The organism is Nocardia sp. NPDC003269 (genome assembly GCF_042888005.1).
Taxonomy (GTDB): Bacteria; Actinomycetota; Actinomycetes; order Mycobacteriales; family Mycobacteriaceae; genus Nocardia.
Map to the genome: position 1 here is coordinate 510140 of NZ_JBIAPA010000004.1, position 26190 is coordinate 536329.

At 70.0% G+C, this 26190-nt stretch carries 25 protein-coding genes; 9 read left to right on the top strand and 16 right to left on the bottom strand.

Going from position 1 to position 26190, the window contains the following annotated elements:
- Positions 1-178: 178 nt before the first annotated feature.
- The 3 genes from modA to ACFYWJ_RS30695 all read right to left on the bottom strand — a co-directional run bounded on the left by modA (position 179) and on the right by ACFYWJ_RS30695 (position 6631).
- Positions 179-958, bottom strand: a complete 780-nt coding sequence (gene modA, locus ACFYWJ_RS30685; protein ID WP_355276796.1) for a molybdate ABC transporter substrate-binding protein — start codon at positions 956-958, stop codon at positions 179-181.
- Between the two features lie 250 nt (positions 959-1208).
- Positions 1209-5402: a bifunctional nitrate reductase/sulfite reductase flavoprotein subunit alpha gene (locus tag ACFYWJ_RS30690; protein ID WP_355276795.1), complete on the bottom strand. Its 4194-nt coding sequence runs from the start codon at positions 5400-5402 to the stop codon at positions 1209-1211.
- On the bottom strand, positions 5399-6631 hold the full coding sequence (locus tag ACFYWJ_RS30695) for a molybdopterin biosynthesis protein (RefSeq protein ID WP_355276793.1): 1233 nt from the start codon (positions 6629-6631) through the stop codon (positions 5399-5401). Before ACFYWJ_RS30695 ends, ACFYWJ_RS30690 begins: the two co-directional genes overlap by 4 nt.
- 233 nt (positions 6632-6864) lie before the next feature.
- On the opposite strand from ACFYWJ_RS30695, the gene ACFYWJ_RS30700 reads away from it, so the two are divergent.
- Positions 6865-7233, top strand: a complete 369-nt coding sequence (locus ACFYWJ_RS30700; protein WP_355276791.1) for a gamma-glutamylcyclotransferase family protein — start codon at positions 6865-6867, stop codon at positions 7231-7233.
- Here the strand turns inward: ACFYWJ_RS30700 and ACFYWJ_RS30705 are convergent.
- From ACFYWJ_RS30705 to ACFYWJ_RS30715, 3 genes are read right to left on the bottom strand one after another with little or no spacing between them, the layout of a single operon-like run.
- A complete protein-coding gene (locus ACFYWJ_RS30705; protein ID WP_355276789.1) occupies positions 7221-8270 on the bottom strand; it encodes an ABC transporter ATP-binding protein in 1050 nt (349 codons plus the stop codon). The genes ACFYWJ_RS30700 and ACFYWJ_RS30705 overlap by 13 nt on opposite strands.
- Complete coding sequence (gene modB / locus ACFYWJ_RS30710; RefSeq protein ID WP_355277180.1) at positions 8267-9079, bottom strand: molybdate ABC transporter permease subunit; 813 nt, start codon at positions 9077-9079, stop codon at positions 8267-8269. Before modB ends, ACFYWJ_RS30705 begins: the two co-directional genes overlap by 4 nt.
- 25 nt (positions 9080-9104) lie before the next feature.
- Positions 9105-9503 (bottom strand): helix-turn-helix transcriptional regulator, encoded by a 399-nt coding sequence (locus ACFYWJ_RS30715; protein WP_355276787.1) that lies wholly within the window; start codon positions 9501-9503, stop codon positions 9105-9107.
- 351 nt (positions 9504-9854) lie between these two features.
- Between ACFYWJ_RS30715 and ACFYWJ_RS30720 the strand changes: the two genes are divergently transcribed.
- Complete coding sequence (locus ACFYWJ_RS30720; RefSeq protein WP_355276785.1) at positions 9855-10487, top strand: methionine biosynthesis protein MetW; 633 nt, start codon at positions 9855-9857, stop codon at positions 10485-10487.
- 159 nt (positions 10488-10646) lie between these two features.
- The gene (locus tag ACFYWJ_RS30725) at positions 10647-12932 is read left to right on the top strand and encodes a hypothetical protein (RefSeq protein ID WP_355277177.1); all 2286 of its coding nucleotides are present in this window, start codon (positions 10647-10649) and stop codon (positions 12930-12932) included.
- On the opposite strand, the gene ACFYWJ_RS30730 is transcribed toward ACFYWJ_RS30725, so the two are convergent.
- Entirely contained in the window at positions 12883-13503 is a 621-nt protein-coding gene (locus ACFYWJ_RS30730; RefSeq protein WP_355276783.1) for a thioredoxin domain-containing protein, read from the bottom strand. The two genes, ACFYWJ_RS30725 and ACFYWJ_RS30730, sit on opposite strands and share 50 nt — an antisense overlap.
- A 130-nt stretch (positions 13504-13633) precedes the next feature.
- Here ACFYWJ_RS30730 and aac(6') point away from each other — a divergent pair, with 130 nt between their 5' ends.
- The gene (aac(6'), locus tag ACFYWJ_RS30735) at positions 13634-14077 is read left to right on the top strand and encodes an aminoglycoside 6'-N-acetyltransferase (RefSeq protein ID WP_355276781.1); all 444 of its coding nucleotides are present in this window, start codon (positions 13634-13636) and stop codon (positions 14075-14077) included.
- A gap of 36 nt (positions 14078-14113) precedes the next feature.
- On the opposite strand, the gene ACFYWJ_RS30740 is transcribed toward aac(6'), so the two are convergent.
- Entirely contained in the window at positions 14114-15403 is a 1290-nt protein-coding gene (locus ACFYWJ_RS30740) for a VCBS repeat-containing protein (protein WP_355276780.1), read from the bottom strand.
- Positions 15404-15519: 116 nt separating this feature from the next.
- Here ACFYWJ_RS30740 and ACFYWJ_RS30745 point away from each other — a divergent pair, with 116 nt between their 5' ends.
- Together ACFYWJ_RS30745 and ACFYWJ_RS30750 are read left to right on the top strand one after the other, a co-directional pair.
- A complete protein-coding gene (locus ACFYWJ_RS30745) occupies positions 15520-16542 on the top strand; it encodes an AraC family transcriptional regulator (RefSeq protein WP_355276778.1) in 1023 nt (340 codons plus the stop codon).
- Positions 16543-16609: 67 nt separating this feature from the next.
- Complete coding sequence (locus tag ACFYWJ_RS30750) at positions 16610-16936, top strand: hypothetical protein (RefSeq protein ID WP_355276776.1); 327 nt, start codon at positions 16610-16612, stop codon at positions 16934-16936.
- Between the two features lie 33 nt (positions 16937-16969).
- Here ACFYWJ_RS30750 and ACFYWJ_RS30755 read toward each other — a convergent pair whose 3' ends face one another.
- Positions 16970-17329, bottom strand: coding sequence for an Rv2640c family ArsR-like transcriptional regulator (locus ACFYWJ_RS30755; protein WP_355276774.1), 360 nt, complete (start codon positions 17327-17329; stop codon positions 16970-16972).
- Between the two features lie 99 nt (positions 17330-17428).
- On the opposite strand from ACFYWJ_RS30755, the gene ACFYWJ_RS30760 reads away from it, so the two are divergent.
- Positions 17429-17941, top strand: a complete 513-nt coding sequence (locus tag ACFYWJ_RS30760) for an ArsI/CadI family heavy metal resistance metalloenzyme (RefSeq protein ID WP_355276772.1) — start codon at positions 17429-17431, stop codon at positions 17939-17941.
- 95 nt (positions 17942-18036) lie between these two features.
- On the opposite strand, the gene ACFYWJ_RS30765 is transcribed toward ACFYWJ_RS30760, so the two are convergent.
- Positions 18037-18849, bottom strand: a complete 813-nt coding sequence (locus ACFYWJ_RS30765; protein WP_355276770.1) for an SGNH/GDSL hydrolase family protein — start codon at positions 18847-18849, stop codon at positions 18037-18039.
- Positions 18846-19262, bottom strand: coding sequence for a nuclear transport factor 2 family protein (locus ACFYWJ_RS30770; RefSeq protein WP_355276768.1), 417 nt, complete (start codon positions 19260-19262; stop codon positions 18846-18848). Before ACFYWJ_RS30770 ends, ACFYWJ_RS30765 begins: the two co-directional genes overlap by 4 nt.
- A gap of 120 nt (positions 19263-19382) precedes the next feature.
- Between ACFYWJ_RS30770 and ACFYWJ_RS30775 the strand changes: the two genes are divergently transcribed.
- Positions 19383-19982 carry a PadR family transcriptional regulator gene (locus ACFYWJ_RS30775; protein ID WP_355276766.1) on the top strand — a complete coding sequence of 200 codons (600 nt, stop codon included), beginning with the start codon at positions 19383-19385 and terminating at the stop codon, positions 19980-19982.
- Positions 19983-20036: 54 nt separating this feature from the next.
- Here ACFYWJ_RS30775 and ACFYWJ_RS30780 read toward each other — a convergent pair whose 3' ends face one another.
- The 5 genes from ACFYWJ_RS30780 to ACFYWJ_RS30800 form a co-directional block, all read right to left on the bottom strand.
- A complete protein-coding gene (locus tag ACFYWJ_RS30780; protein WP_355276764.1) occupies positions 20037-20903 on the bottom strand; it encodes a hypothetical protein in 867 nt (288 codons plus the stop codon).
- 207 nt (positions 20904-21110) lie between these two features.
- Positions 21111-21890, bottom strand: a complete 780-nt coding sequence (locus ACFYWJ_RS30785) for an acetoacetate decarboxylase family protein (RefSeq protein WP_355276763.1) — start codon at positions 21888-21890, stop codon at positions 21111-21113.
- A gap of 2 nt (positions 21891-21892) precedes the next feature.
- Entirely contained in the window at positions 21893-22693 is an 801-nt protein-coding gene (locus ACFYWJ_RS30790; RefSeq protein ID WP_355276762.1) for an SDR family oxidoreductase, read from the bottom strand.
- 16 nt (positions 22694-22709) lie between these two features.
- Positions 22710-23954, bottom strand: coding sequence for an NADH:flavin oxidoreductase/NADH oxidase family protein (locus tag ACFYWJ_RS30795; RefSeq protein ID WP_355276760.1), 1245 nt, complete (start codon positions 23952-23954; stop codon positions 22710-22712).
- A gap of 33 nt (positions 23955-23987) precedes the next feature.
- The gene (locus tag ACFYWJ_RS30800; RefSeq protein WP_355276758.1) at positions 23988-25271 is read right to left on the bottom strand and encodes an NAD(P)-binding domain-containing protein; all 1284 of its coding nucleotides are present in this window, start codon (positions 25269-25271) and stop codon (positions 23988-23990) included.
- A 143-nt stretch (positions 25272-25414) separates the two neighbouring features.
- Between ACFYWJ_RS30800 and ACFYWJ_RS30805 the strand changes: the two genes are divergently transcribed.
- A complete protein-coding gene (locus tag ACFYWJ_RS30805; protein WP_355276756.1) occupies positions 25415-26008 on the top strand; it encodes a helix-turn-helix domain-containing protein in 594 nt (197 codons plus the stop codon).
- Positions 26009-26190: the final 182 nt, after the last annotated feature.

Here is a 26190-nt window from a genome sequence, read left to right on the forward strand (position 1 = left end):
CACGCTCCCTCGGGTTGGGGACCCGGCCCCTTCGAGCTTCCCACCGCAGGTAGGGGCACGTCCACGGTTTCTTGCCGATCGTTGTCGGCCACCGCACGGGGAGCCCGAGGCCTTCGCCGAGATCCGGGCGGCGGGCGGGGCCGCCTGCTCCGAGGCGACCGAGCGGCAGGCTGTGCGGTTACGGGTTGTCGAATCCCGCCTCGGTGAAGACCGCGCGGGCCTTGTCCGAGCCGATGAACTCGACGAACGCCGTGGCGGCCGCGGCGTTGGGTGCCTTTGCCAGGGGCGCGACCGGGTAGTCGTTGATCGCCTTGCTCGATTCGGGGAAGTCGATGCCTTCGACCTTCGTGCCCGCGGCGTGCACGTCGGTGCGGTAGACCAGGGCGGCGTCGACCTCGCCGAGCGTCACCTTCGTCAGCACCGCTTTCACGTCGGCTTCGCGGGTGTCGGGCTGCGGGGCGATTCCGGCGGTCTCGAACACCGTCTTCGCCGCGGCACCGCAGGGGACCTGCTCGGCGCACAGGGCGATCTTCGGTTCGGTCTTGCCGAAATCGGCCAGCCCGGTGATGCGGCCGGGGTTCCCGGCGGGCACCGCGATCTCGAGGCGGTTGCGCACGAACGTGACCGGCTTCGCGGTGATCTCCCCCGCGTCGACGACCTGCTGCATGTTCTTGGGCGCTGCCGAGGCGAACACGTCCGCGGGCGCGCCCTGCTTGATCTGCTCGGCCAGCGCGGAGCTGGCGCCGAAGTTGTAGACCACCTTCACCCCGGGATGCGCGGCCTCGAACTGCTTGCCCAGTTCGGTGAAGGTCTCGGTCAGCGAGGCGGCGGCGAAAACGGTCACGGTGCCGGTGACCTTGTCGGCCGAGGCGGGTTCGGTCGTCGTGTCGCTTCCACAGCCGACCGTGGCCAGTGCCAGGGCGCCCGCCATCGCGACGCCACAGACCATGCGAGTCATCTTCAACTTCATCAACTTTCAGCGGTTCCGGTTCAACAGGTGAGGTCGGGCCCGTATCGATCGGGCGGTCGCAGATGCAGCACGGTAGGCAGTCGCTGTTTCCGGGCGGTCACGACACATCCTCCCACCGGTTACGGTTACCTCTCCGCAGATGCGGGGATTCTTGTGAGATCACCTCGGGGATGCGGAATAACAGGGCTGATCGTACTTCAACTGCGAACATCATGTGCGGCGGTCCGAGAGGGCCGGCTCAGTACACGTCGCGGACATACCGCTTGTCGGTGGCGAGTTTCTCGACGTAGGCGTCGGCATCCTCTTCGGACATCGCGCCGTGGTGGGACACGATCTCGCGCAGGGCCGCGTCGACGTCCTTGGCCATGCGGGCGGCGTCGCCGCAGACGTAGAAGTGGGCGCCGTCGCGCAGCCAATTCCACAGGTGCGCGCCGTGCTCGCGCATGCGGTCCTGGACGTAGATCTTGGCCCGCTGGTCACGGGAGAACGCGACGTCCAGGCGGCTCAGCACACCGTGTTGCTGGAGTTCGCGCAGTTCGTCGCGATAGTAGAAGTCGGTGGCTTCGTGCTGTTCGCCGAAGAACAGCCAGTTCGGGGCCTGGTCGCCGCGGGCGCGGCGGTGTTCGAGGAAGCCGACGAACGGGGCGACCCCGGTACCGGGACCGACCATGATCGCCGGGATGGCCGGGTCGTCGGGTGGCCGGAAGTGCGGCGCGGGCTGGACGTGAAGGACCAGCGGCTGGTCGAGGTCGACGTCGGCGAGGTAGGCCGAGCACAGGCCGCCGCGCGGGCGTCCGGTCGGGCCTTCGTAGCGGATCACCGACACGGTGGTCCGCACGATCGCGGCGTCGACCAGCGGGCTGGAGGAGATCGAATACAGGCGCGGCTGTAGCCGTTTGAACAACGCCACCCACTGCTGCGGCCCGGCCGACAGCGCGAATTCGGCGGCGATGTCCACGGGTTGCCGTCCCCACAGCCATTTCGCGAGTTCGCCCTTGTTGTCGGGGCGCAGCAACCACTTGATGGTGCGGTCACCGGCTTGTTCGGCGACGAAGCGCAGCAATTCGGTGGTCGTCTTGGTCAGGTCGAGGTAGCCCTCGAGTGCGATCGACAGCGGCATCGGACCCGCCTTGGGCACCTCGACGACAGCGGCCGGGTCCAATCCGGTGACGGCGAGGAATTCCCAGACCAGGCCGAGGTCGTTGGCCGGTCGGACGCCGAGTGCGTCGCCGACGTCGTAGCGCAGATCCGATCCGGTCAGGTCGTAGGTGAACTGGCGGACCTCCTTCTGCGCGCCGGCCAGGCTGAGCAACCGGTTGCCGACCAGTCGTCCGGTGGGGGTATCGATGCGGACCGCGGTGCTGGTCGAGCCGGACATCGGCGCCGGGACAGTGGCCGGAGGCGCGAGGGCTGCGGTGGACTCGGGTGGCGGGTCGCCCAATGCCGGCAACAGGTGGGCGAGCCACGCGTGCGCGGCTTCCTCGAAGTCGGGTTCGCAGTCGACCCGATCGATGATCCGCTCGGCGCCCAGCTCGGCGAGGCGTTCGTCGAGGCGTTTGCCGTGGCCGCAGAACGCGTCGTAGTTCGAGTCGCCGAAAGCCAGGACCGCGAACCGCGAACCCGCCAGCACGCCCCCGGGCGCCGCCGCCAGTGAGGTCCAGAAGGTGGCGCCGTTGTCGGGGGCGTCACCGTCGCCGAAAGTGCTCGACACCACCACCAGATCGCAGTGCGGCGGAAGCTTGTCGATCGCGATCTCGTCCATGCCGTGGACCGCGGGCGCACGTCCGGTTCCCGCGAGCGCGGGTACCGCGATGGCGGCGACGAAGTCTTCGGCGTTGCCGGTCTGCGAGGCCCACAGCACCACCAGCGGCCGGACCGCGGCTTCCGCGGATGCGGTGCCGACCTCGGCCGGGTGCACCGGTTCGACGGTGGGCGCGAGCTCGTGGGTCACGGCCTGGTGCGGACCGAACACCCCCGCCAGCATCCCGTTCACCCAGGCCGTGGCCGGTGCCGGCAGCGGTGCGCTCGGCGGCAGGACGGGGAGGACGGCGGTGTCGAGGCGGTCGATGCCGGAGAGGAATCCGGCCAGATAGGCCCGGTCGGTCTCCGACAGGGGCGGAAGAGCCAGGTCACCCAGGCCGAGCGCGGCGGCAGCGGCGGCCACCGATCCGGCCGATACCCCGACGCCGGGCACGCTTGTCGGCGGCGCGATGGTGGCCGCTGCGCCGTCGACGACCGGCGCGTCGGCGGTGGGCTCGACGACGATCGGTGCGGGCACCTTCATCAGCCGCACAGCGCAGACCTTGAATTCGGGCTGCTGGGAGATCGGGTCGACGGCGTCGTTGGTGACGGCGTTGACGGCCCGGTACTCGCCGAACAGGTCGTTCCAATGGAACGGGGCGAACACATCACCGACCCGGACACGGTCGGTGACCACGGCGGGCAGCACGGCGCGACCGCGCCGGGAGGCGACCTCGAGCCAGTCCCCAGCCGACACGTCGAGGCGGGCGGCGTCATCGGGGTGGACTTCGACGAACGGGCCGGGATTGAGCTTGTTCAGCTTGGCGATCTTGCCGGTCTTGGTCAGCGTGTGCCATTGATGTTGCACGCGACCGGTATTCAGCACGAACGGGTAGTCGTCGTCGGGCAGTTCGGCCGGTTCCAGATTCGGTCGGGCGAAGAACACCGCGCGCCCCGACGCGGTCGGGAACCACAGGCGCGGCGTGGTGCCGTCCTCGCGGACGCGGAGCTCCTGACTGATCCCGTCGTTGCGGTAGCGGATGGGATTGCGGCACGGGCCGTCCGGGGCGATCGGCCACTGCACCGAGCCTTCGCGGAGCCGGGCGTAGGTGGCCCCGCGCAGGTCGTAGCCGGTGCGCGGATTCCAGGCCTGCTTGATCTCCTCGAAGATCTCCTCGGCGCTGCCGTAGGTGAAGGCTTCGGAATAGCCCATCGCGCAGGCGATTCGGGCGATGATCTGCCAATCCGGGATGGCCTGGCCCGGCGCCGGGAGGGTCTTGGGGATCAGGGTGAGGTTGCGTTCGGAGTTGATCATCACCCCTTCGCCCTCGATCCACAGCGTCGCGGGCAGGATCACATCGGCGTAGGCGTTGGTCTCGGTCTCGGCGAAGACGTCCTGGGTGATCACCAGCTCGGCCGCTTCCAGCCCGGCCAGCACCGTCTTGCGATTCGCCACTGTCGCCACGGGATTGGTGCAGATGATCCAGCACGCCTTGATCTCGCCGGCGGCCATGCGGGCGAACATGTCGATGGTGCCGCTACCGACCTCGGTGCGCAGTGTGCCCGCCGGGACCTGCCACAGCTTCTCGATGAACTCGCGATCACCGTCGACCAGGACCGACCGCTGTCCCGGCAGACCCGGTCCCATGTAGCCCATTTCGCGTCCGCCCATGGCGTTGGGCTGGCCGGTCAGGGAGAACGGGCCGGAGCCGGGACGGCAGATCGCACCGGTGGCCAGGTGCAGATTGATCAGGGCGTTGGAGTTCCAGGTGCCGTGCGAGGACTGGTTCAATCCCATTGTCCAGCAGCTCATCCACTCCCCCGCCGTGCCGATCAGCTCGGCGGCGCGGCGCAGGTCCTCGACCGCGACGCCGGTCAGCGCGGCGACGGTCGCCGGGGTGTAGTCGGCCAGGAACTCCGGCATGCCCGCCCAGCCCTCGGTGAACTCGGCGATGAACTCCTCGTCGACGTGTCCGCCCTCGACGAGCAGGTGCAGTAGGCCGTTGAGCAGTGCCAGATCGCTGCCGGGCGTGACCTGGAGGAACAGGTCGGCCTTGTCGGCGGTCGCGGTGCGGCGCGGGTCGACCACGATCAGCTGTGCCCCGGCCTTGACGCGATCCATCATGCGCAGGAACAGGATCGGGTGGCAGTCGGCCATATTGGCGCCGATCACGAAGAACACGTCGGCGTGATCGAAGTCCTCGTAGGAGCCGGGCGGGCCGTCCGAACCGAGCGACAGCTTGTAGCCGCTGCCCGCGCTGGCCATGCACAGCCGCGAGTTCGACTCGATCTGGTTGGTCCCGATGAATCCCTTCGCCAGCTTGTTGGCCAGATACTGGGCTTCCAGCGTCATCTGGCCCGACACGTACAGCGCCACCGCGTCGGGGCCGTGGGTGTCGATCAGCTGCCGGAGCCGCTGTGCGGTGTCGGCGATGGCGGTGTCCACCGATCGCGCGACGGGCTCGGCGCCTCGTTCGGCGCGCACGAGCGCGGTGTCGAGGCGGCCGTCGACCCCGAGCAGGTCGAGGTGGCTGCCACCCTTGGTGCACAGGCGTCCGCCGTTGGCCGGATGTTGTTTGTCGCCAGGGGCTTTGCGTACTCGCGTGGTGCCGTCGGCTCCGGTCTCGACCTCGAGCGCGATGCCGCAGCCGACACCGCAGTAGGAGCACACCGTGCGGATCGGCCCGGTCATCGCGGGAGCGGGATCAGTTCGGCGAGCGCGCCCCTGGTGCCGCCCGGCGGGAGCAGCGCGAGCGCTTGGGCCTCGACCAGATGCGCCAGGTGCGGGATGCCGACGGGGCCGGTGGCCCGCCACACCCCGCCGCCGACCTGTCCGACCGGGACCACTTCGGTCAGGTCCGCGGTCGCGGCGCAGCGGTCGACCAGGCGCCCGAGCATCGGCGGCACCGGATCGCGCGCGGTCAAGGCCTCGAGGACGCGCCGTCCGGTGACCATGAGCGCGGCGATCGCTTCGAACGGATCGGCGGGCACCGCGAGCAGGGTGCGTCCATCGGGTAGCCGGGCGAGCAGTTGGTCGCCGCCGGGGCGCATCCGGACGCCGTCGACGAGGAGGTCGGCGGCGATCTCGGCCAGCAGGAAACGAACTTCCTCGAGCGCGCCGACGACAACGACGACCTCGGCCTCGGCCGGCAGCGCGAACCACGAGCGCAGCAGTTCGCCGTCGCTCATCGGCCACACCTTGCCGGAGCGGATGTCGCACGCCCGCAGGAAGTCCGAGATCACGGGGGCGACGGCGTCGGGTGCCCACTGCGCGCCGCGGTTGACGCCCCGGCCGAGCCGACCGCTGGTCACGAGGACATCGGCCGACAGCGGTCCGCGCACCGAGGCCTGCCCGACCCGCGCGCTCGATCCGACCGAGACCACCGCCGGGCCGACCCGCGCGCCCGCCGAAGCCAGCACCATGCCCGCGTGCCACTGCGCACCGCGGACCCGGGTGTCGTCGGACTTGGGCGCTCCCGCGGCGCGCATCAGCACGGCCTGGCCGAGCACGCGCGCGAATTCCACGTGAGCGTCGCGGATCACCGCCGTGGTGCACAGCGGTGTCGAGGTCCCGGCGGTGATCCGCGCGGCTTCGCCCACCGCCAGCGCCGGGGTCGTCGAGTTCACTTTGCCCGCGCGGACCACCCAGTAGGGGCCGGGTCCGCTGACGGCGTAGCCGTCGCGGGCGGCGGTGTCGACGGAGGGTTCGGCGGTCTGGGCCAGCAGCGGCCGCGCCAGGGTCGCGCCGACGGCGTCGGACAGCAGTCGTGTCGCCGGCGCGATCGGCCGCAGCCCCCGACGGACCGCCGGCCCGAGGTCCGCGACCGCGATCCGCGCTGCGCATTCCGGCACCGGGTCCGCGGTGAACGTCTTTCCCGCGGCACCGGCCGCGACCTGCTGCAACCCATCGACTCCGACCATGTCACGATCCTCAGTATCGGATATTGCCGCTCAATATCACCGCAGTTGCCCATTTATCACCGACTTCTCACCCGCATTTGCAGGTCGGTGTGCGCTCGCCCGCCGGCCGACCTCAATCGCGAGGTCACGGCGGGTATGAGCGGGAATGTTCGACAGGGAAGGTGGCCGAATCCGCAGGAGAGGAGACTCAGATCACGTTCGTCCGCAAGTGCGGATCTGCTTGAGTCGACACCATGGCCGACATCCTGCTGTTCTCCTACGGAACCCTGCGTCAACCCGAGGTGCAGCGCACCGTGTTCGGCCGCGAGCTCGACGGCAGGCCCGATGCGATCGTCGGCTACCAGCTCGGTGAGGTGACCATCACCGACGCGGCGGTCATCGCGGCCAGCGGCAGCACCGTGCATCCGGCGCTGGTGCCCGCCGACCCGGATTCCGGCGTGGACGGGACCGTATTCGCCCTCACCGCAACCGATCTCGCGGCAGCCGACGACTACGAGGTCGACGACTACACGCGGGTGCTGCTGCCGCTGCGCTCAGGTGCGAAGGCGTGGGTGTATGTGCTGACGGGCGCCGCTCCGGACGGTGTCGATCACGCGGGATAGGTGTGGATCTCGGTCGCTTTCACCGAGGCCCACAGCCGTGCTCCGCTGTGCAGGCGCAGGTCGGCGACGGTGGCGGGGGTGATCTCGGCCAGGACCGGCGGGGCGCCGTCGAGCCGGACTCGGGTGGTGTGCGCGTGCTGTTCGAGGCCGGTGACGGTGACCTGCCAGGTGTTGCGCGGGCTGCCGCTGGGGCGTTCGGGATACAGGCTGACCGCGGTGGGCGCGAACGACACGTGGACCGGGCCGTGCGCGGGTTCGGCGATGGTGAAGGCCGCGCCGCCGCCGAGGTCGACGATGGTGCCCTCGGCCGTGCCCCGGTAGAGGTTGAGCCCGACCAGGTCGGCGACGTAGTCGGTGCGGGGGCGGCGGGCGACCTCGCTCGGCGCACCCTGCTGGACGATGGCGCCGTTCTCGATGATGATCAGCCGGTCGGCCAAGACCATCGCGTCGAAGGGGTCGTGGGTGACCAGCACGGTGTGGCCGGGGTAGTCGCCGAGGTGATGGGCCAGTTCGGCGCGAACCTGCAACCGGGTGCCCGCGTCGAGCGCGGCCAGCGGTTCGTCGAGTAGTAGCAGGGCCGGGTCGGTCACCAGGGCCCGCGCGAGCGCGACGCGCTGGGCCTGACCGCCCGACAGCGCACGGGGTTTCGCGTGCAGGTGCTCGCCGAGGCCGACGCGTTCGAGCCAGGCGCCGGCCGCGGCCCGGGCGGTGGTGCGATGCTGTCCGCGAGCGCGCGGACCGAAGGCGACATTGTCCTGGGCGCTCATGTGCGCGAACAGCAGATAGTCCTGGAACACGACGCCGACCTCGCGTCGTTCCGCCGGGACGAACCGGTCCGGCGGCGCGTCCCAGACGTGATCGTCGAGGACGATCCGCCCGCCGGTGAGCGGGGTGAGCCCGGCCAGCGCCCGCAGGGCGGTGGTCTTGCCCGCGCCGTTGGGTCCCAGCAGGGCGACGACCTCGCCCGGGGCGACCTCGATCGCGATGTCGAGTTCGAACGACGCGCGGGTGACGCGGATATCGGCGGTGAGGGTCACAGGGCACCCCGCGTCCACCGGTCCCGCAGCGCCACCAGCACCGCCACCGACACCGCGAGCAGCACGACACTGAGCACGATCGCGTCCTCGGGATCGGTCTCCAAGGCCAGGTAGACGGCCAGCGGCATGGTCGTGGTCGTCCCGGGATAGCTGCCAGCGAAGGTGATGGTCGCGCCGAACTCGCCGAGCGCCCGCGCCCAGCACAGCACCGCGCCCGCGACGACGCCGGGCAGCACCGAGGGCAGCGTGACCCGGCGGAAGGTCAGCCACCGCGACGCGCCGAGGGTGGCCGCGGCCTCCTCGTAGCGCGGATCGGCGCCACGCAGCGCACCCTCCACCGCGATCACCAGGAACGGCATCGCGACGAACGCCTCGGCCACGATCACGCCCGCGGTGGTGAACGGCAGCGAGAAACCGAACCATTCGTAGAGGTATCGGCCGACCAGACCGCGTCGCCCCAGCACCAGCAGCAGCGCCACACCGCCGACGACCGGCGGCAGCACGAGCGGCACCGTGACCAGCGCACGGACGAACCGCTGACCGGGCACCTCGCCGCGCGCGAGCAGCCATGCCAGCGGGATGCCGAGGACAAGGCATACCAGCGTCGCCGAGCTGGCGCAGATCAGCGAGAGCCGCAGCGCCTGCCAGACCTCGGGACTGCTCAACCGCTCCGGCAGGGTCCGCCACGGCGTCCGCAGCAGCATGCCGAGCAGCGGCAGGGTCAGAAAGACCAACCCGCACACGGCGGGCACCAGCAGGATCAGCGGCCGCCTGCCGCGCACGGCCCGCCGCCGGGCGACCCGTGTCATGATCCGGCCCGCACGATCGACCTCGTCAGCTTTCCGGAACTTCGACGACGACATGCGTCGACTTGACCGAGGCCACCGCGATACTGCCGACCTCGAGCCCGAGCTCGTCGACCGAATCGCGGCTCATCAGCGACACCAGCTGAAACGGCCCGGCCTGCATCTCGACCTGCGCCATCACGGTGTCCTTCACGATCCGCGTGACGATCCCGCGCAGGCGATTGCGCGCCGAGGACGCGACCGTGATCCCCGGCTCCGGCGCCTCCGCATTGTGTTGCAGGAATTCCGCCAGCTCACGACCCTCGACACCCTTGCGCCCGCTGTCGAGCTGGATCGCGGTGAGCCGCCCCTGGTCGATATACCGGCGCACGGTGTCGTCACTGACACCCATCAAGGCCGCAACTTCACTGATCCGCAGATTCGACACGATAGGCAGCATATTCGGAGCACTTGCGGAACACTCGACCCCCGGTCTCTCGGATCCGGTCCGACGCGACGGGCGCCGGATGAACCGGAGTCGACGAGCCGAGGACAATCGCGCTTTCGCGTTGCCGCCGCCCACGGCTCGCAATATCGTGGTGCGCAACCGATCCGGCTGCGGCGCGACGAAGCGCTCGCACCGATGAGACTCACGCCCCGGCCGACCGTTTCCACCACGTCACCGTCCACTCGACGGACCACCCGTAGCCGCACACCGTCGGGTCGACGCCACGACCAGACACCGTTCGCGCCCGCCGTCGGCAGCGCATTCACGCAGTCACCCCGAGCAGGAAAATCTGTGAGCACCACCAGCGTCATCTATCGGCACACCTCTGTCTACAACCTCCTCATGCGCGGGCTCTACGGCCGCCACTACGGAGCCCGATTCGAAGCGATCGCCGCGTTGATCCCCGACGGAGCCGAGGTCCTCGACCTGTGCTGCGGCCCGGCCACCCTCTACACCCGCTACCTGCGCGGAAAGTCGGTCCGCTACAAGGGTTTCGACATCAACGAACGCTTCGTCGAGCGGCTCGTCGCCGCGGGCGGAGACGGCCTCGTCTGGAACCTCAGGGAAGACACCGCGCTGCCCCGCGCCGACTACGTCGTCATGCAGGCCAGCCTGTACCACTTCCTGCCCGAGCCCGACCCGGTCGTCCGGCGCATGCTCGAGGCCGCCCGCGAGCAGGTGATCATCGCCGAACCGATCCGCAATCTCACCACCAGCTCCAACCGGACCCTCGCGCGGTTGTCGGGCCGGTTCACCGACGCGGGCGAGGGCGCTCAGGCGCACCGATTCACCCGCGACACCCTCGACCGGGCACTCGCGCGCTACGCCGACCGCATCGCGTCGACCAGCCTCATCGCCGGCGGTCGCGAGCAGCTGTATGTGCTCACACCGGACCCGCGGGCCCATGTCACCTCGGCGTCCTGACCACCGCGGGCACCGCGATCGCATCCCCTGCCGAGTGCCGCCCATCGCTGTAGGGTCTGCTGCGTGACCGACAGAGCTGTACCGATCACGGCGGCTGACCCCACTGGCTCCGAATCCCGCGAACACGAAGCCGGAGAACCGTTCTCCCGATCCGGGAGGATTCGCTGGGGCATCGTCACCGTCGTCGGCACGATCGTCGGCTACCTGGCGGTGCTGCTGGCCGACCCGCGCCACTACTACCTCGACGACACCGAATCCCAGTACACCGGCTTGTGGGTCGGGCTCGGGCGCTCCCTGCGCGCGGGCGATTTCCCCGCGCTGTGGCCCAACCAGTGGATGTCGGGCAACAACACCATGGACGACGCGGGCCTGTTCAACCCGGTGCAGCTGCTGATCGACGTCATCGCGCCGTCGGTGGACAACATGGCCGTCTACGCCACGGTCGTCAAGCTGGTGTTCTCGATTCTGTGCGCGCTCGGCGTCTACCGGATCTGCCTGGTCTATCGAGCGGCTCCCGCGTGGAGCGCCGTCGCCGGTGTCGCGTTCCCGCTGTCCGGGTTCTTCCTCTTCTTCGACCAGGCCAGCTGGATGACGGCGCTGACCGGAACCGCCTGGATGCTGCTGGCCTGGGCCTCGGCCGTGCGCTACACCCGCGGTGACGGCGGACCGATCCCCGTCTTCGTCTTCCTGTACCTGACGATCTCGACGCAATACATCTTCCCCGCCGTCGAGGCCGTGCTGATGCTGTTCGCCATCGCCGTCGGCGAACTGGTCGCCCGGGGCGACTGGCGATCGGTCCTGCGGCTGACGGCCGTGTCGGCGTGCGCGGGCCTGGCCGGGCTGCTCACCTTCCTCCCGTCGATGCTCTCGGCGAAAGTCACCTGGCGCGGCACGGCGCAGATCAACAACGACAATTTCCTCGCGGTGCCGTGGTCGGAATCCCTCAACGCGAGCCTGCCGACGGTGTCGCCGGCGTTCACCACCTGGTGGGGCTATATCCAGCCGTTCCCGGTCACCTACGTCGCGTGGTTCCTCATCCCGATCCTGGCGTTCGTCGACTGGGACCGGGCCCGCCGCCACTGGCGCGAACTCACCACCGTCGCCCTGTTCACGATCATGATGCTGATGTGGACGGCGGGCCCGGGCACCATCGGCCCGCTCCGGTGGCCCGCGCGGGTGCTGCCGATGCTCGCGATCGGTCTGCTCGTCCTGGTCTGCGTGCTGGTGGGACGCTTCGGCACCACCGCCAACGCGCGGGCGCGCGGCATCGCCGCCGGCGTGCTGATCGGCTTGCTGTGGATTCGCACCGCCTCCGCCGATCCCGCCGACTGGATCAGCCACGGTGTGGCCGCGGGGTTCGTCGCCGCGGCGGGCGCGGGCGTCTTCTGGCTCGCCCGGCATCGCAACACCGCGGCCGCGTGCGTGGCGACCATCGCGGTGATGTTCCCGATCGCCTTCTATCAGGTGGGTCACGCCCTGCCCAACATCATGTCCTACAACCTGCCGACCAGCCGTGCCGAGGCCAAGGCGGCGTTCCCCGACCTGCCCGGGTCGACGATCCAGCTCGCCGACCGCGCGCTGCTGCAGCCGGGTGACAAGAGCCTCGACGGCGCGTACGGGTCCCTGGTGTTCGGCAACTACGCCAAGTCGCTCGAGCTCGACTACGTGAACGGCTACACCCCGACCGGCCATTTCTATTTCGGTGAACTGCTGTGCATGCGCTGGGATTCGAGCGTGTGCCCCGATGCCTATCGCCGCATGTTCGCCCCCGAGTCGACGACCGGGCGGACCCTGGTCGATCTGATGCTGCTGGATCGGGTGGTGCTGCAGAAGGCACTGTTCCCCGAGGCGGGCAACCAACCCGCGCCCACCGGATGGCATTTCGTCCGCTACCCGGATCACGAGCGCTACATCTGGGTGCTGGAACGCGATGGTGGCGCGGTATCGACGGTCAACGGCCGGGTCTCCGCCCTGCGCGGAGTGTCGGCGACCTCGCTCACCGAAGCCGATATGTCGAGCACGCTGCGGGTCAGCTCCGCCGACGGCGGCCGGATCGTGTTCGCCCGCCTGGCCTGGCCCGGTTACCGCGCGACGCTCGACGGCAAGCCGATCCCGATCACCAACGTCGCGAAATCGATCACCGCAGTTGATATCCCCGCGGGCACCGACAACGCTGTCCTCGAACTGACGTGGCGCCCACCGGGCTGGAAGATCGGCGCCGCGACGGCCGCCGCCGGTCTGACGGGCCTGGCGGTGCTGCACTGGCTCTACCTCCGCACCCGCCGCCGCGCCGCCATCGCGTCACCTCCCGACCACGACGACCCGGTCGCCGCCCCGGCCGATGCACACCCGGCTTCGGCCGGATCGACGCCCGATCAGACCGACTTGGCGACCGTCATCGCAGCGCCGCGTCCAGAGCGGCAGCCAGGTCGCGTGAACCGCTGACCGTGATCTTCTCGCCGTTGAGGAAGAAGCTGGGCGTGCCCGCCACGCCCAGCGTCAGCCCCTCGTCGAAGTCCGCCCGCACGCGCGCCGCCGTCGCGGGGTCGGTGTAGGCGGAATCGAAAGCTGCCATGTCCAAGCCGATTTCGGCGGCCAGGTTCCGGAACACGGCGTCCTGGGCCACGCGCTTCTCACCCCAGTCGGCCTGCGTTTCGAACAGGCGTTGATACATCCGCTCGAACCGGCCCTGCCGCGCCGCCGCCTCGGCGGCACGCGCCGCGCGCCCCGAGTTGACGTGCGCCGGAATGGGGAAATAGCGCACGACGAAGCTGACACGGTCGCCGTACTCGGCGCGTAGTCGCTCCATGGCCGGATACATCGCCCCGCAGGCCTCGCACTCGAAGTCCAGGAACTCCACCAGCGTCACCCGTGCCCCGGCAGGGTCCGACAGCCGATGACTGTCCGGCCGGACCGCCATCGCGGGTTGATCGGTCGCGGCGGCTCCTGGCACCGGAGCGCGGTCGTCAGTGCGGGCCGCGGCCAGCACGACGGCGCCCACGACGATGACGAGCACCGTGGCCAGCGTGGTCAGAATCCTCGTGCGGCGGGAGACCGTGCGCGTGTTCACCGACGCCAACTCCTGATAAACAAGACAAATCGGGCAGATTCGATCATGGCCGCCATGCTAGCCATACAGTGCGGACATGCGGATACACCCCTGCGGGGCCGACGATCTGGACGAGCTGGCGGCCCTGCGAGCGGACCTGTGGCCCGACAGTTCCGTCGACGAGCACCGTGCCGATGCCGGCGAACACTACGACGGCTCCCGCGCCGCCGCCGCGTTCCTGGCCCGCGACGAGCACGGCACGGCCGTCGGCTTCGGCGAGGTCACCCTGCGCCACGACTACGTCAACGGCTGTGAGACCTCACCGGTCGCCTTTCTCGAAGGGCTCTACGTCGTTCCCACACACCGTCGCGGCGGAGTGGCCCGGGCGCTGTGCGAGGCGCTGGAGACTTGGGGCCGACACCAGGGCTGCACCGAATTCGGTTCCGACGCCCTGCTGGACAATGCCACGGGACAGCGGATGCACGCCGCCCTCGGCTTCACCGAACGCGAACGCGTCGTGTACTACCGGAAGATGTTGTGACAGAGGCGGTACGGCCGCGCCGAACCCGCACCCGCCTCACGTCGTGGTGTTGAGATGCACGGCGACGCCGGCCGTTCCGAGGATCGTCAGAGCGTGCGCGGAGACCAGGTCGGGGCGGCCGTCGCTGTTGAAGTCGGCGGTGGCCAGCGCGTTGTTCAGGGTTCCGCCGGGCAGCTGACGGGCCGGGGCGAAGGTGACGGTCGCGGCGCCCGGCGTGGTGTCGTTGCGCAGGATCGAGATCCCGCCCGGCAGGCCCTGGACGGATCCGTCGTTGGCGGTGGCGAGGTCGAGACGGCCGTCGCCGTCGAAGTCGGCGGTGACCACGTACTCGGGGACCAGGCCGGTGCCGAATACGGCTGCGCCGGAGAACATGTCGGGGAAGACGGGCGTCGCCGCGCCGTCGGGCGTGTGGTTGGTCATCACCATGACCCCGCCGAGCGGGGTGCCCAGGCTGAGCGCGGCGGCGATGTCGGGCATGCCGTCGCCGTCGAAATCCCCGGTCGCCACGGAGTTGGCCAGGGGTGAGATCAGGTGGTGGGTGCGGAACACCGGCTGCTCCGCGCCCGCGGGGGTGTCGTTGACCAGCACGCTCACCTGACTCGAAAAGGTCTGTCCGACGATGAGATCCGGCTTCGCGTCGGCGTTGACGTCGGTGATCGACAACCCTTCGGCGACGAAGCCGCCGTCGAAGGAGAACGGGCCGCTGAAGCTGATCTCGGCGGCACCGGCCTGCGTCGTGTTGACCAGGACCTGGACGTTGGCGACGACCACATTGAGCGCGTTGCCGATCACCAGATCCGGTTTCCCGTCACCGGTGACGTCACCGGCTTCGATCTGCGTGGCGCCCAGACCACCGGTGAACGTCCGCGCCGCGTCGAACCGTGCGGTCATCGCGTGATCCGGGGTTCTGTTGGCGAACACCGCGACTCCGCCGTCGTTCACGGTGCCGGTGTTCGCGGAGGCGAGATCGAGCGTGCCGTCGGCGTTGAAATCGGCGGCGGCGATCCCCGAGGTGAACGGCCCGGACGGCAGCTGGGTGGCGGGACCGAAGCGGGCGTCGACACCGCCGGCCGCGGTGTCGTTCATCAGCACCGAGATTCCGCCCCAGCCCAGCTGGAGGGCCTCGGCGGTGGCGATATCGGGACGGCCGTCGTTGTTGAAGTCACCGGTCGTCACATCCCACAGCACGCCCGAGGCGGAATCGAAGAATCGCGGCTCGGTGAACGACAGTGGGCCCGCCGCGGCGGGCCCGGCGCCGAGGACCACGACCGCGGACAGCGCCATCCCTACCGTGACGGCGCGGCGGGTGAACGGCACAGGTTTCATCATCGAATTCCCATCTCTACTGACCGGTGATGGGACGAAAAGTTATCGGCGGCACCTCGCCGAATCCATGTCCGCACGCGACACCATGGTGATATTTTCGGCCACTGTCGCAGACAGTGAAGCGCGAGCAGGAGGTCGCGATGATGGTGACGACACGGCGCTCCTCGGTCGGCCTGGCGCTGCTGGTCGACCTCGGGCGCGAGTTCGGCGTACCGGTCGCCGACTCGTTGCGCGGCACCGGGCTGAGCGAGGCACAGGCCCACGATCTCGCCGGCGAGATCGACGCGGCCCAGGAACTCCAGGTCGCCCGCACTCTGCTCGCCACCTGCGACGAGCCGTGCCTGGGGCTGCTCGCGGGCGCGCGCTACAACCTCACCACCTACGGCAGCTGGGGCCTCGGCATGGCCACCAGCGCGACAGTGCGCGACGCGACCCAGTTGGCCATTCGCTACCTCGCGCTGACCCACTCGTTCTGCCGCATGAGCCTGGCCGAGATCGACGCCACGGCCTGCTTGCACATCGACGCCGACGACGTCCCCGCGGATCTGCGGGTCTTCTGCACCGAGCGCAGCGCCGCGGCGGCGTTCATGACCGCCCGCGACGCCCTGACCACCCTCCGGCTCGACCGCGCCGAGTTCGACTACCCCGCCCCACCCGACGCCGACCGATACGACCTCTTCGATGCCCCGATCCGGTTCGGCGCCGACCGCACCCGCCTGGTCTTCGATCGCACCCTGCTCGACCAGCCGATGCCACGGGCCAACGTCTCGACCACCCGCTGGTACGAGCGCCAGGCTCGCGACCTGCTCGACCGGCGCAGCCCGCACCCGACCTTCACCACCCGGATCCGCGCCTACCTGCTCGAGCACCCGGTCGAACTGCCCTCGGCCACCGAGACCGCGGCCGACTTCGGGATCGGCACCCGCACCCTGACCCGGCGACTGACCGCCGAAGGCACCACGTTTCGCGCCGTCCTCGACGAGGTCCGCGAACAACTCGCCGAAGAACTGCTGCTGTCCGGCCTCACCGTCGAGCAGACCAGCCAACGCCTCGGCTACGCCGAGCCCGCCAGCTTCCACCACGCCTTCCGCCGCTGGAAGGGCATCACCCCGGGCAGCTTCGCCCGTGATCGCGACTGAGCCCTTGGCGGCGACGCGGGCGCGGGTCATGCTCTACGGGTCGGCCATCGACGTCAGGGAGGGACCGATGGGATCGAGGCATGAACCGGGCACGTGGTGGCGGTTGGCGATCGCCGCCTCGGCCGGTGTCATCGTCGCCGTGGCGGGCCTGATCTTGCTGCAGTGCGTGTACATCGCGCTGCGCTCGCGGCTGTCGACCGATCCGCTGGCCGATCCCCACGGCTACGAACTCATCGCCGGCACCGTGCTCGCCTTCCCCGCCGCCGCCGTGGTCGCGGTGGCCGCGCCGCTTCTCGTCGCGCCGGGCCCTGGCCGGGCACGCTTGACGAAGACCGTGACGATCCTGCTCGTGGTCCTGACGCCGCTCCCCCTGATAGCACTGCTCACCGCCTGAACCCGACCTCGAGCCACACTCGGCGGCGCCTGATCAGGTGCAGCAGTTGGGGTCGAGGACCACGCAGAGCGCGGAGAGGGAGTCGCGGCGGGCGCGGTGGAAGGTGTTCATTCCGCGCCGCTCGGATTCCACCAGTCCGGCCTTGCGGAGCTGACCGAGGTGATGGGAGACGGTGGACTCACCCAGGCCGACCTCGGCGGCCAGGTCGCCGCCGTTGCGCTCCCCCTGCGGGGCGGTGAGCAGCAGCGACAGCAGCCGGACCCGAACCGGGTCGGCGATCGCCTTGAGCCGCAACGCCACTTCGAGCGCGGCGGCGTCGTCGACCGGTCCCGCCGCGACGGGGGCGCAGCAGACCGGGGCGGACATGTCGATCACGGGTAGCGCCTTGGGCATGACATCGAGACTACCCGCGGTATTGACATATGTCGAAAAGGTGAGCAGACTCGGCAGCAGAAGTTCTTCGATATATGTCACACAAGTGGAGGTTCGATCATGTCTCGCATCCAGCTCGCCCTCAATGTCGACGACCTCGACACCGCCGTGCGGTTCTACTCGACCCTGTTCGACACCGAACCGGCCAAGCGCAAGCCCGGCTACGCCAACTTCGCCGTCACCGACCCCCCGCTCAAGCTCGTCCTGATCGAGAACGCCGGACAGGGCGGGTCCATCAACCACCTCGGCGTCGAGGTCGAAACCTCCGAGCAGGTGCACGGCGAGATCGCCCGGCTCTCGAACGCCGGCCTGTTCACCGAGGAGCAGATCGCGACCACGTGTTGCTTCGCCACCCAGGACAAGGTGTGGGTGACCGGCCCGGGCGCCGAGCGGTGGGAGGTCTACACCGTGCTTGCCGACAGCGAAACCTTCGGCACCGCACCCGAACTCACCGACGCCGCAGCGGTCGAGGTGTGCTGCGGCACCGCCGCCGAAGCCGAGGCAGAAGGCGCGTGCTGCGGCAGCCAGGCCAAGGAGAAGGCGGTGGCATCCGGCGCCGGCTGCTGCGGCTGATCGGAGCGCCTCGCGACCGTCCGAACCTCGCTTTGCCGGGCGCGTTCCCGACGATGGTGACGCGCCCGGTGTTCCCGATGCGGGCGGGCCGCAACCTACGCGGGCGAATCCAGCGTGACGGCGCCGGGCCGCGCCCCGACCGGAGCCAAGGTCGGCCGCTTGGCCACCCGGCCGTCGCCGGACGACTTGCCGGTGAGGCGTCGCAGCACCCACGGCGCGAGAAATCCAGTCACCCAGCGGATTTCGGTGGCGACGGCGGCGGTCACACCCTGCTGGGCCGGGTCGGGCGGCAACGGCTCGGTCCAGGCGCTGCCGGATCCCGGCAGATCCAGTACTTCGGCCAGCGCGTCCGCGATGCGCTGGTGTCCGAGCGCACTGGCGTGCAGGCGATCCCACGACCACATACGCGGATCGGTGCACACCGGGTGGGCGGCGGTTTCCGCCACGAGCACGCCGTGCCGTCGCGCGACGGCGCGGATCTCCTCGTTGAGCGCGGCGACGCGGCCGCCGAGGGGCCTGGTCACGGGGTTGATCCGGGTGATGTCGGGGACGGTCACCGTCGCCACCACCGCGCCCTGCGCGATCAGCGCCGCGAACATCGCGTCGAGATGGCGGCCCACCGCGCCCGCGTCGAAGTCCGGGCGGAGCAGGTCGTTCACGCCGGCGATCACCGTGGCGACATCGGGGCGCAGCGCCAGCGCGGCCTCGAGCTGCTCGTGGCGCACCTGGCCCGCGAGCTTCCCGCGCACCGCCAGATTCGCGTACCGCACGTCGGGATTCGCCCGCGCCATCGCCATCGCGAGCCGGTCGGCGAGGCCGATCAGCCCGGTGTCGTCGGTGCCGTCGCCGACCCCTTCGGACTGACTGTCCCCCAGCGCGACGTAGCGGGCGAACGACGGATCGCTCACGCCGAAGCCTGGCTCTCGATCGCCGCGCGGGCTTCCTCCTGGATGCGCGGGAACTGCTCGGCCATCCGGGCGGCCAGCGCCTGGGCCGCCGAGAGCGGTCGCACCATCACCGTGAACTCGTCGATCCTGCCGTCGGCGTCGAAGTGCAGGAAGTCGCAGCCGGTCAGCTGCAAGCCGTTCACGGTGGCCTCGAACACCAGCGCGTGGTCGCGACCCGCCGGGTCGCCGATCTCGCGCACGTAGCGGAAGTCCTCGAACACGCGCAGCACCCCGCGCAGGATCGCCGCCGTCACCGCCTTGCCGGGGTACGGGGCGAACGCCACCGGGCTGGTGAACACCACCTCGTCGGCCAGCAACTCCTCCACGTTGTCGAGATTCCTCGCCTCGACCGCGGCCCGAAATCGTTGATGCACACGTGCCTCCTAAGCAAATAATTGAATAGATCTGATCGAGGCTATCCCGCGTCGACATCGCTGTCCAGGGTCGCCTCGCCAGTGCCCGAATTGAATAGTTCAATCCTGTAGGATCAGCCGATGGCGTTACGACATGCGGTACTGGCCACGCTGATGGAAGGCGAGGCGTCCGGCTACGACCTGGCCAAGCTCTTCGACGCGGCGGTCGCGAACTACTGGATGGCGACCCCCCAGCAGCTGTACAAGGAGCTCGAGCGGATGACGGCCGACGGCCTCATCGAGGCGCGGGTGGTCGAGCAGGAGAAGCGCCCGAACAAGCGGCTGCATTCGATCACCGAATCCGGCCGGGAGGCCCTGCGCGCCTTCATCGCCGACTCGACCAAACCCACCGTCATCCGCGACGAGATGCTGGTCAAGGTACAGGGCATGGACTCCGGCGACGCTCCGGCCGTGGCCGCGGTCCTGATCGAGCGCATCGGCTGGGCGGAGGCGAAGCTCGCCCGCTACGAACGGTCGCGGACCCGCATGCTCGCAGGCCGCAGCGAGCAGGCCTACCTCAGCGAATCCGCGCACATCGGCCCCTACCTGACCCTGTTGCGCGGCATCGCCTTCGAACAGGAGAACATCCGCTGGGCTCAGTTCAGTCTGGACGCCATCCGCCGCCGCGACGCGGCCGTGGCCGATCCGGCCGACGGCGAGGACTCGACCGCCCGCCGGTGACCACGCGACCGGAGCCCGCGTATCCCGGCGGCGAAAGTGCCCGTCGAGCGACGATCAGCGCAGATACGCCTCGATCCAGTTGCCGAACTCGCAGGCCAGGTGCCACTGGTGTTCGGCGATGTAGAGCTCCGGCACCGCGGCCGGGAAAGCGACCTTGAGCTGCGCGCGGAACCCGCCACCCGGCTCGTCCCGGAATTGGTGGCAGACCCCGCCGATGACCTCACCGTCGTCCACCGAGGCGATTCCCGCGACCGCGAGCGGATAGCTGGGGTCGGCCGGGACCATCACCCGGGCGGGATCGGTGTAGTCGACCAGGAATCGGCTCGCCAGCATCGCACCGCCGGTCACCTCGACGACCTCCTGGCGGCCGTCGGGCAGGGTGGCGATGATGTAGTGGTCCGGGCACGCGTCGGTCCACACCGCCCGGTTGTCGCGCACCCGGGCGCGGTCGAACCAGTCCACGAAGCCCTGGGCGGTGCCCCGCTCACTGGCGATCTCGGTGGTCGCCACCACCCAGCGCCCACCGGAGGCCGCCAGCGCCGCCCTGGTCCCGGCCTCGGAGGCGACCAGCTCACCGGCCAGCAGTTCCCGCAATCCGTTCTCGCCGATCAGGATTCGCGCTCGCGCCAGCGCCACCCTGGCGGCGGGGATGTCGTCCACCTCGACCGCGAAGCGCGCGATGAGCGAGTCCAGCTCACCGGCCAGCAAACCCGCGTAGTCCTGGCGCAATCGCGCCGCGGCGACCGACAACCGCCGCCGCTCCCACTCGACCACCCGCGTCTGATCCACGACGGCGCCATCGATGTAGGTGCGCAGGCCCACACCCCTCGCGGGTACGTCCGGAGCCGCCAGACTCCCGCCCGCGCCGACATAGGCCGCCGCCGCGGTCACCGCCGCCGTGGTCCCGGCCGCACGAATCATGAAACTTCTCCTGGTCAGCATCGACCATTCCCTTCGGATACCCGCTGTCCGCGCCGCACCGCGGCCGCACGACAGCCCTTCAGTTAAAGCAAGGCAAACTTGCGTTAAGACAGCATCCGTTAGCTGGACCACAGTGTCAACAGCCGGCTATCGATAAACGCCACGAACATCTGCGTTTATCGAAGCAACGTCGGCGCATGGCGGCGATCACAGGGTCCGGGGCCGCAGGCGACCGGCCGTGAAGAGCGGCGTGAGCGGCCGGAGCGGGATCGGGGGCACCCACACACCGAGCAGGTCGACCCGGTGCAGCCGGGCCTCGAGAACGCGGCCGATGCCCATCTGGTCGAGGGGATCGCGTTCGGATCCGCCCACCGTCAGCTGGAAGTCGTCGATCCGGCGGACCTCGACAACGCGCTCGCGCGGCGTGAAACCCACCAGCCAGGACGGGAAGACCCCGGCGAGGCCGACCACATTGCGGTGCGGGCGACCCAGGATCGGCGGCGGATCGGGGAGAATCGCGCCGAGCCTGCCGCTCATGCCGAGCAGCGTGTGCCCACGGCGGGTGGCCTCCGCGCGGATCTCGGTGTCGGTGACGGTCCAGTCGATCTCGCCCAGTTTCTTCGGGTAGCCGAGCAGTTCGCGGCCGATGATCAGGGCCACGTCGTCGTCGAGAATCATCCAGGGGCAGTGGATTCCGGTGCCCCGCACGGTCTTGACATGGACGAACAACCCGGCCTCGTGGTAGCCCGGCGAGCCGAAGTTGTTGTCGGGGAAGTACGCGGTGAACAGGTCGGCGCGCGCAGGTCCGGTCAGCCGGACCCCGGCGGGCAGCCACTGCCGCATCCGATCCGGATCGATCTCGACCGTCGCGCTGAAGTAGTGGGCGTCGCGGTAGAGGCTGCGGCGCGGATCGCCCAGGGTGAGCGCGCGACGTAGATCGGTGCTCAGCGACCGCCCGACGGTGCGCAGCGCGGGTTCCCAGACCATGACTACGTGACCTTCCGGTAGACGGCACGCAGCAGCGGCCCGACGAGCGCGCGTGGGGTGTACTGACCGCCGACGGTCTGCACTTTGGCGAAGACGCCGGGCACAACCCGGCGCCGCCCGGCCGCCATGCCCGCGATCGCCTGCGCCGCGGCCTGCTCCGCGCTCACCCACAGCGGGCCGGGAACCAAGCGGTCGAGCTCGGGCACCTCGGCGACCTCGGTGTACTCGGTGCGCACCGGCCCGGGCGCGAGCAGGGTGCACCGCACCCCGGAACCGGCCAGCTCACTGTGCAGCGACTCGGCCAGCGTGTTGGCGAACGCCTTCGTCGCGGCGTAAGTGGCGTTGCCGGGCCCCGGCTGATTGCCCGCCGTCGAGCCGGTGATCAGGATCGCGCCCGCGCCGCGCGCCACCATGCCGGGCAGCACGGCGAGGGTGAGATCGTGTACCGCGACGGTGTTCACCTCGACCTGTCGGCGCTCGCGCGCCGGATCGGCGGCGGCCAGCGCACCGTAGGTGGCGAAGCCGGCGTTGTTGCAGAGCACGGCGATCTCGCGCCCGGCGAGTTCGTCGCACAGCCGCGCACGTTCGCCGCGATCGGCCAGATCGACCGCGCGGACCTCGGATTCGACACCGTGGCGCGCGGCCAACCGGTCGGCCAGCTCGCGCAGCCGATCCTCGCGGCGCGCCACCAGGATCAACGAATATCCACGCTGGGCGAGACCTTCGGCGAGCGCGGCGCCGATCCCGGACGACGCTCCGGTGACGACGGCCCTGGTGCTCGGCGTGGGAGTGGGCAGCGACATGGGTCCTCCTCGGAAGTCAGAACTGGGTGAGGGCGCGCGCGGTGACGGTGGTGCCCGCGGCGGCCAGGGTGCGCAGCGCCCCGGGGCCGGACACCTGCTCGTCCCCGGCCGCGATGCGCCGGAAATTCGCCGCGTGCCAGGCGAGCTGGAGGTAGGAATCGACCGCGGTGGCGGCCGCGACGGGGATGCGCGGCGCGGTGGGCAGCTGCTGCGGCTCCCCGGTCCCGGCCAGCAGCTCCGCCGCGATACCGGGCCGCACGGCGAACGGACGGGCGAGCCCGATCACGTCGACCGCGCCGTCGGCGAGCACCTCGTCGATGAACGCGCGGGTCCGGACGCCGCCGGTGAGCATCAGCGGCATCGTCGAGCGGGCACGCAGGTCGCGGGCGTAGCGCAGGAAGTACGCTTCGCGTTCCCTGCCGCCGTCCTGCACGACGCCGGTCATGGCGGGCGCTTCGTAGTTTCCGCCGGAGATCTCCAGCAGATCGATACCCGTCTGCTCGAGCGCGAGGGCGACATCCAGCGATTCCGCCTCGGTCAGTCCCCCACGTTGGAAGTCCGCCGAGTTGAGCTTCACCGAGATGATCGCGCCCGGCCCGATCGCCCGGCGCACGTCGGCCACCACTTCCAGCAGCAGCTGACGACGGTTGGCCGGGCTGCCGCCGTATCGGTCGGTTCGCTGATTGGCGACCGGCGAGAGGAACTGTGACAGCAGATAGCCGTGCGCGGCATGCACCTGCACCCCGGAAAAGCCCGCCGCCACCGCCAGTTCCGCAGTACGGGCGTAGCGGCGGCGCAGATCGGCGATGTCGTCGAGGCGCATCGCCCGCGGCCTGCGCAGGTTGAAGCCGAGCGCCCGCGGCCGCAGCGCCGACGGCCCGACCGGGCGGCGGTGCAGCGGTCCGACCGCGACGCGGCCGGGGTGATTGATCTGCATGACCATGACCGAGCCCGCGCGGGATCCCGCACGCGCCCAGTTGCCGACGGCCTCGAGGTGCCGCTCGTCCTCGAGCGTCACATTGCGCGGCTCGACATAGGCGCGGCGGTCGATCATGACATTGCCGGTGATGAGCAGACCGGCGCCGCCACGCCCCCAGGCGCTGTAGAGCCGGGTCAGCGTCGCGCTCGGCGCGCCGGTGAGCTCACCGAGCTGTTCGCTCATGGCGGCCTTGGCGATCCGGTTGGGCAGGCTCACCCCGCACGGCAGTGCCAGCGGACTGCCGACGGCGACGACGCGGGGCGAACGATTCCTGGGTGGCATGGGAACTCCTGGTGTGGCGGAACGATTTCGGGGTCAGGCGAGGAGACGGGCGGCAGCACGTACCGTCAGCAGCTGGGCCAGCGCGCGCATCAGCCAGCGACCACGCACCACCTCCCAGCGCAATTCCGGTCCGCCCGCCAGGATTTCGGCCGACGGCTCGGCGAAGCGGGCGTAGAGATCGCCGACCGGGGTGCGCAGCCGCTGCTGGAGCAGCGCGGCTTCGGCGAGCAGCCGGGAGCTGTTCATCAGCAACATCCCCGCGCCCGAGCGCGGCGCGACCAGTCCGGCGAAATACAGGTTGGCCAGGCCGGGCGCGAAGGTGTGCGACACCAATCGGGGCTGGCCGTTCCGCCAGTCGAGCAGGCCGTCGCGCAGGAACGGGAAGGTGGTCTTGAACCCGGTCGCCCAGACGATGGTGTCGTAGACACCGCTCGTGCCGTCGGTGAAATGCACCGTGTCACCGTCGAAACGCGCGATCTCCGGCCGGACGGCGATCCGGCCGTGCTTGAGGAAATACGGGAGCTGCTGGTTGACCACGAGGTCCTGATCGAAGATCCGGTGCTCGGGCCTGGTCAGTCCGAAGCTTTCGTACCGGCCCATCCCGAGGAGGACGAGCGAACGGAAGACGGCCTCCTGCACCACCCGCGGCACCGGTACCGAGCCGACGTCGAAGTTGCCGCTCGGAATTCCCAGCACGTACTTGGGGATGAACCAGTAGCTGCGGCGCAGCGAGATCTCGGCGGTCCCGAAGGTCACCGCGGCCTCGACGGCCAGATCGCAGCCGGAGTTACCCGCGCCGACCACGAGCACCCGCGAACCCGCCAGGTCGGCGGGGCGCTTGTAGTCCTTGGAGTGGATCTGTTTGCCGGTGAACTCGCCCGGATAGACGGGGATGCGCGCATCCCAGTAGTGGCCGTTGGCGACCACGACGCCGTCGTACTCCCGTGCCGTGCCGTCGGCGAATTCGACCCGCCAGCCGGCCAGGCCCGTCGCGTCCAGCGGGGCGATCTCCGTGACCAGGGTGTCGAACGCGATGCGGTCATCCAGCCCGAACTCGGTCGCGAAGCCGCGCAGGTAGTCACGCATCTGCGCGGCGCTCGGGAAGTCCGGGTAGTCGGCGGGCATCGGGTGATCCGGGTACTCGGTGACTCGCTTGGAGCTGATCAGGTAGGTGGAGTCGTACACCCCGTGCGACCAGTTGCCGCCGATCGCGGCCGTGGCTTCGACATGGTCGTAGTCCAATCCCAGATCCGTGTAGGCCTTCGCCACCGCGAGCCCGGTGTATCCGGCCCCGACGATGCAGTACCGACGCGCCATTGCTACCTCCCAAAAGCTACAGTCACTGTAGCTACAGTGTGTGTAGTATTTGCGCAGGCGCTGCCGGATGTCAAGCAGCCCGCGATACCGAGAGATGGACGGCGATCATGGCCGAACGGCGAAACCGTGCGTACGCACCGCGCATGGCACCCGAACAGCGGCGCGAACAGCTGCTCGACGCGGTCTTGCGGGTGATCGTCGACCAGGGCGTCCACAAGGTGTCCATCGACACGGTGGCGCGGGCGGCCGACGTCAGCCGTCCCGTCGTCTACGGCCTGTTCACCGATTCCGACCAGCTGCTGCGCGCCTCACTCGACCGGGAGGAAGCCGCGGCGCTGTCCCAGCTGGCCGCGGCGGTGCCGGTCGCCACCGCGGACGAGCCGGCCGCGGCGATCGCGGCAAGTCTCGAACACTTCCTCACGGCCGTACTGGCCGCGCCCGACCGCTGGCGAGCCGTCTTCCTCATCGCGGATGCCAGCACCCCGGCCTTCCGCCACCGTATCGACCGCGGGCGGCAGTCCTTCATCGGCGCGCTGACCGCTTTCGTCCGCGACGCCTGCCCACCCGAACGCCTGCCCACCCTCGACGTGGAACTCACCGCCCGCACCCTCTACGCCCTCTTCTGGGAAGCGGGCCGCCTCGTCCTCGCCGACCCCGAATCCTTCCCCCCACAACGCATCCGCGCCTACGCCGACACCCTCATCCCCGCCCTGCCCGGCTTCCGCGCCCCGCAGTGAACGACCGGCTCCGCACCACACCGCTCCAGCGGTGACCATTTGATCGAACCGGAGTCGTTCGGGCAGCCGCTGCCCGCGCGCGCGTGGCACGTGCAGTACAAGTCGATCGACAGCGCAGGCCGGCGCTATCGTGACGCAAGCGCAGCGCGCCTATGCCCGGAGCTCCGGGTGACCGGGGTCGC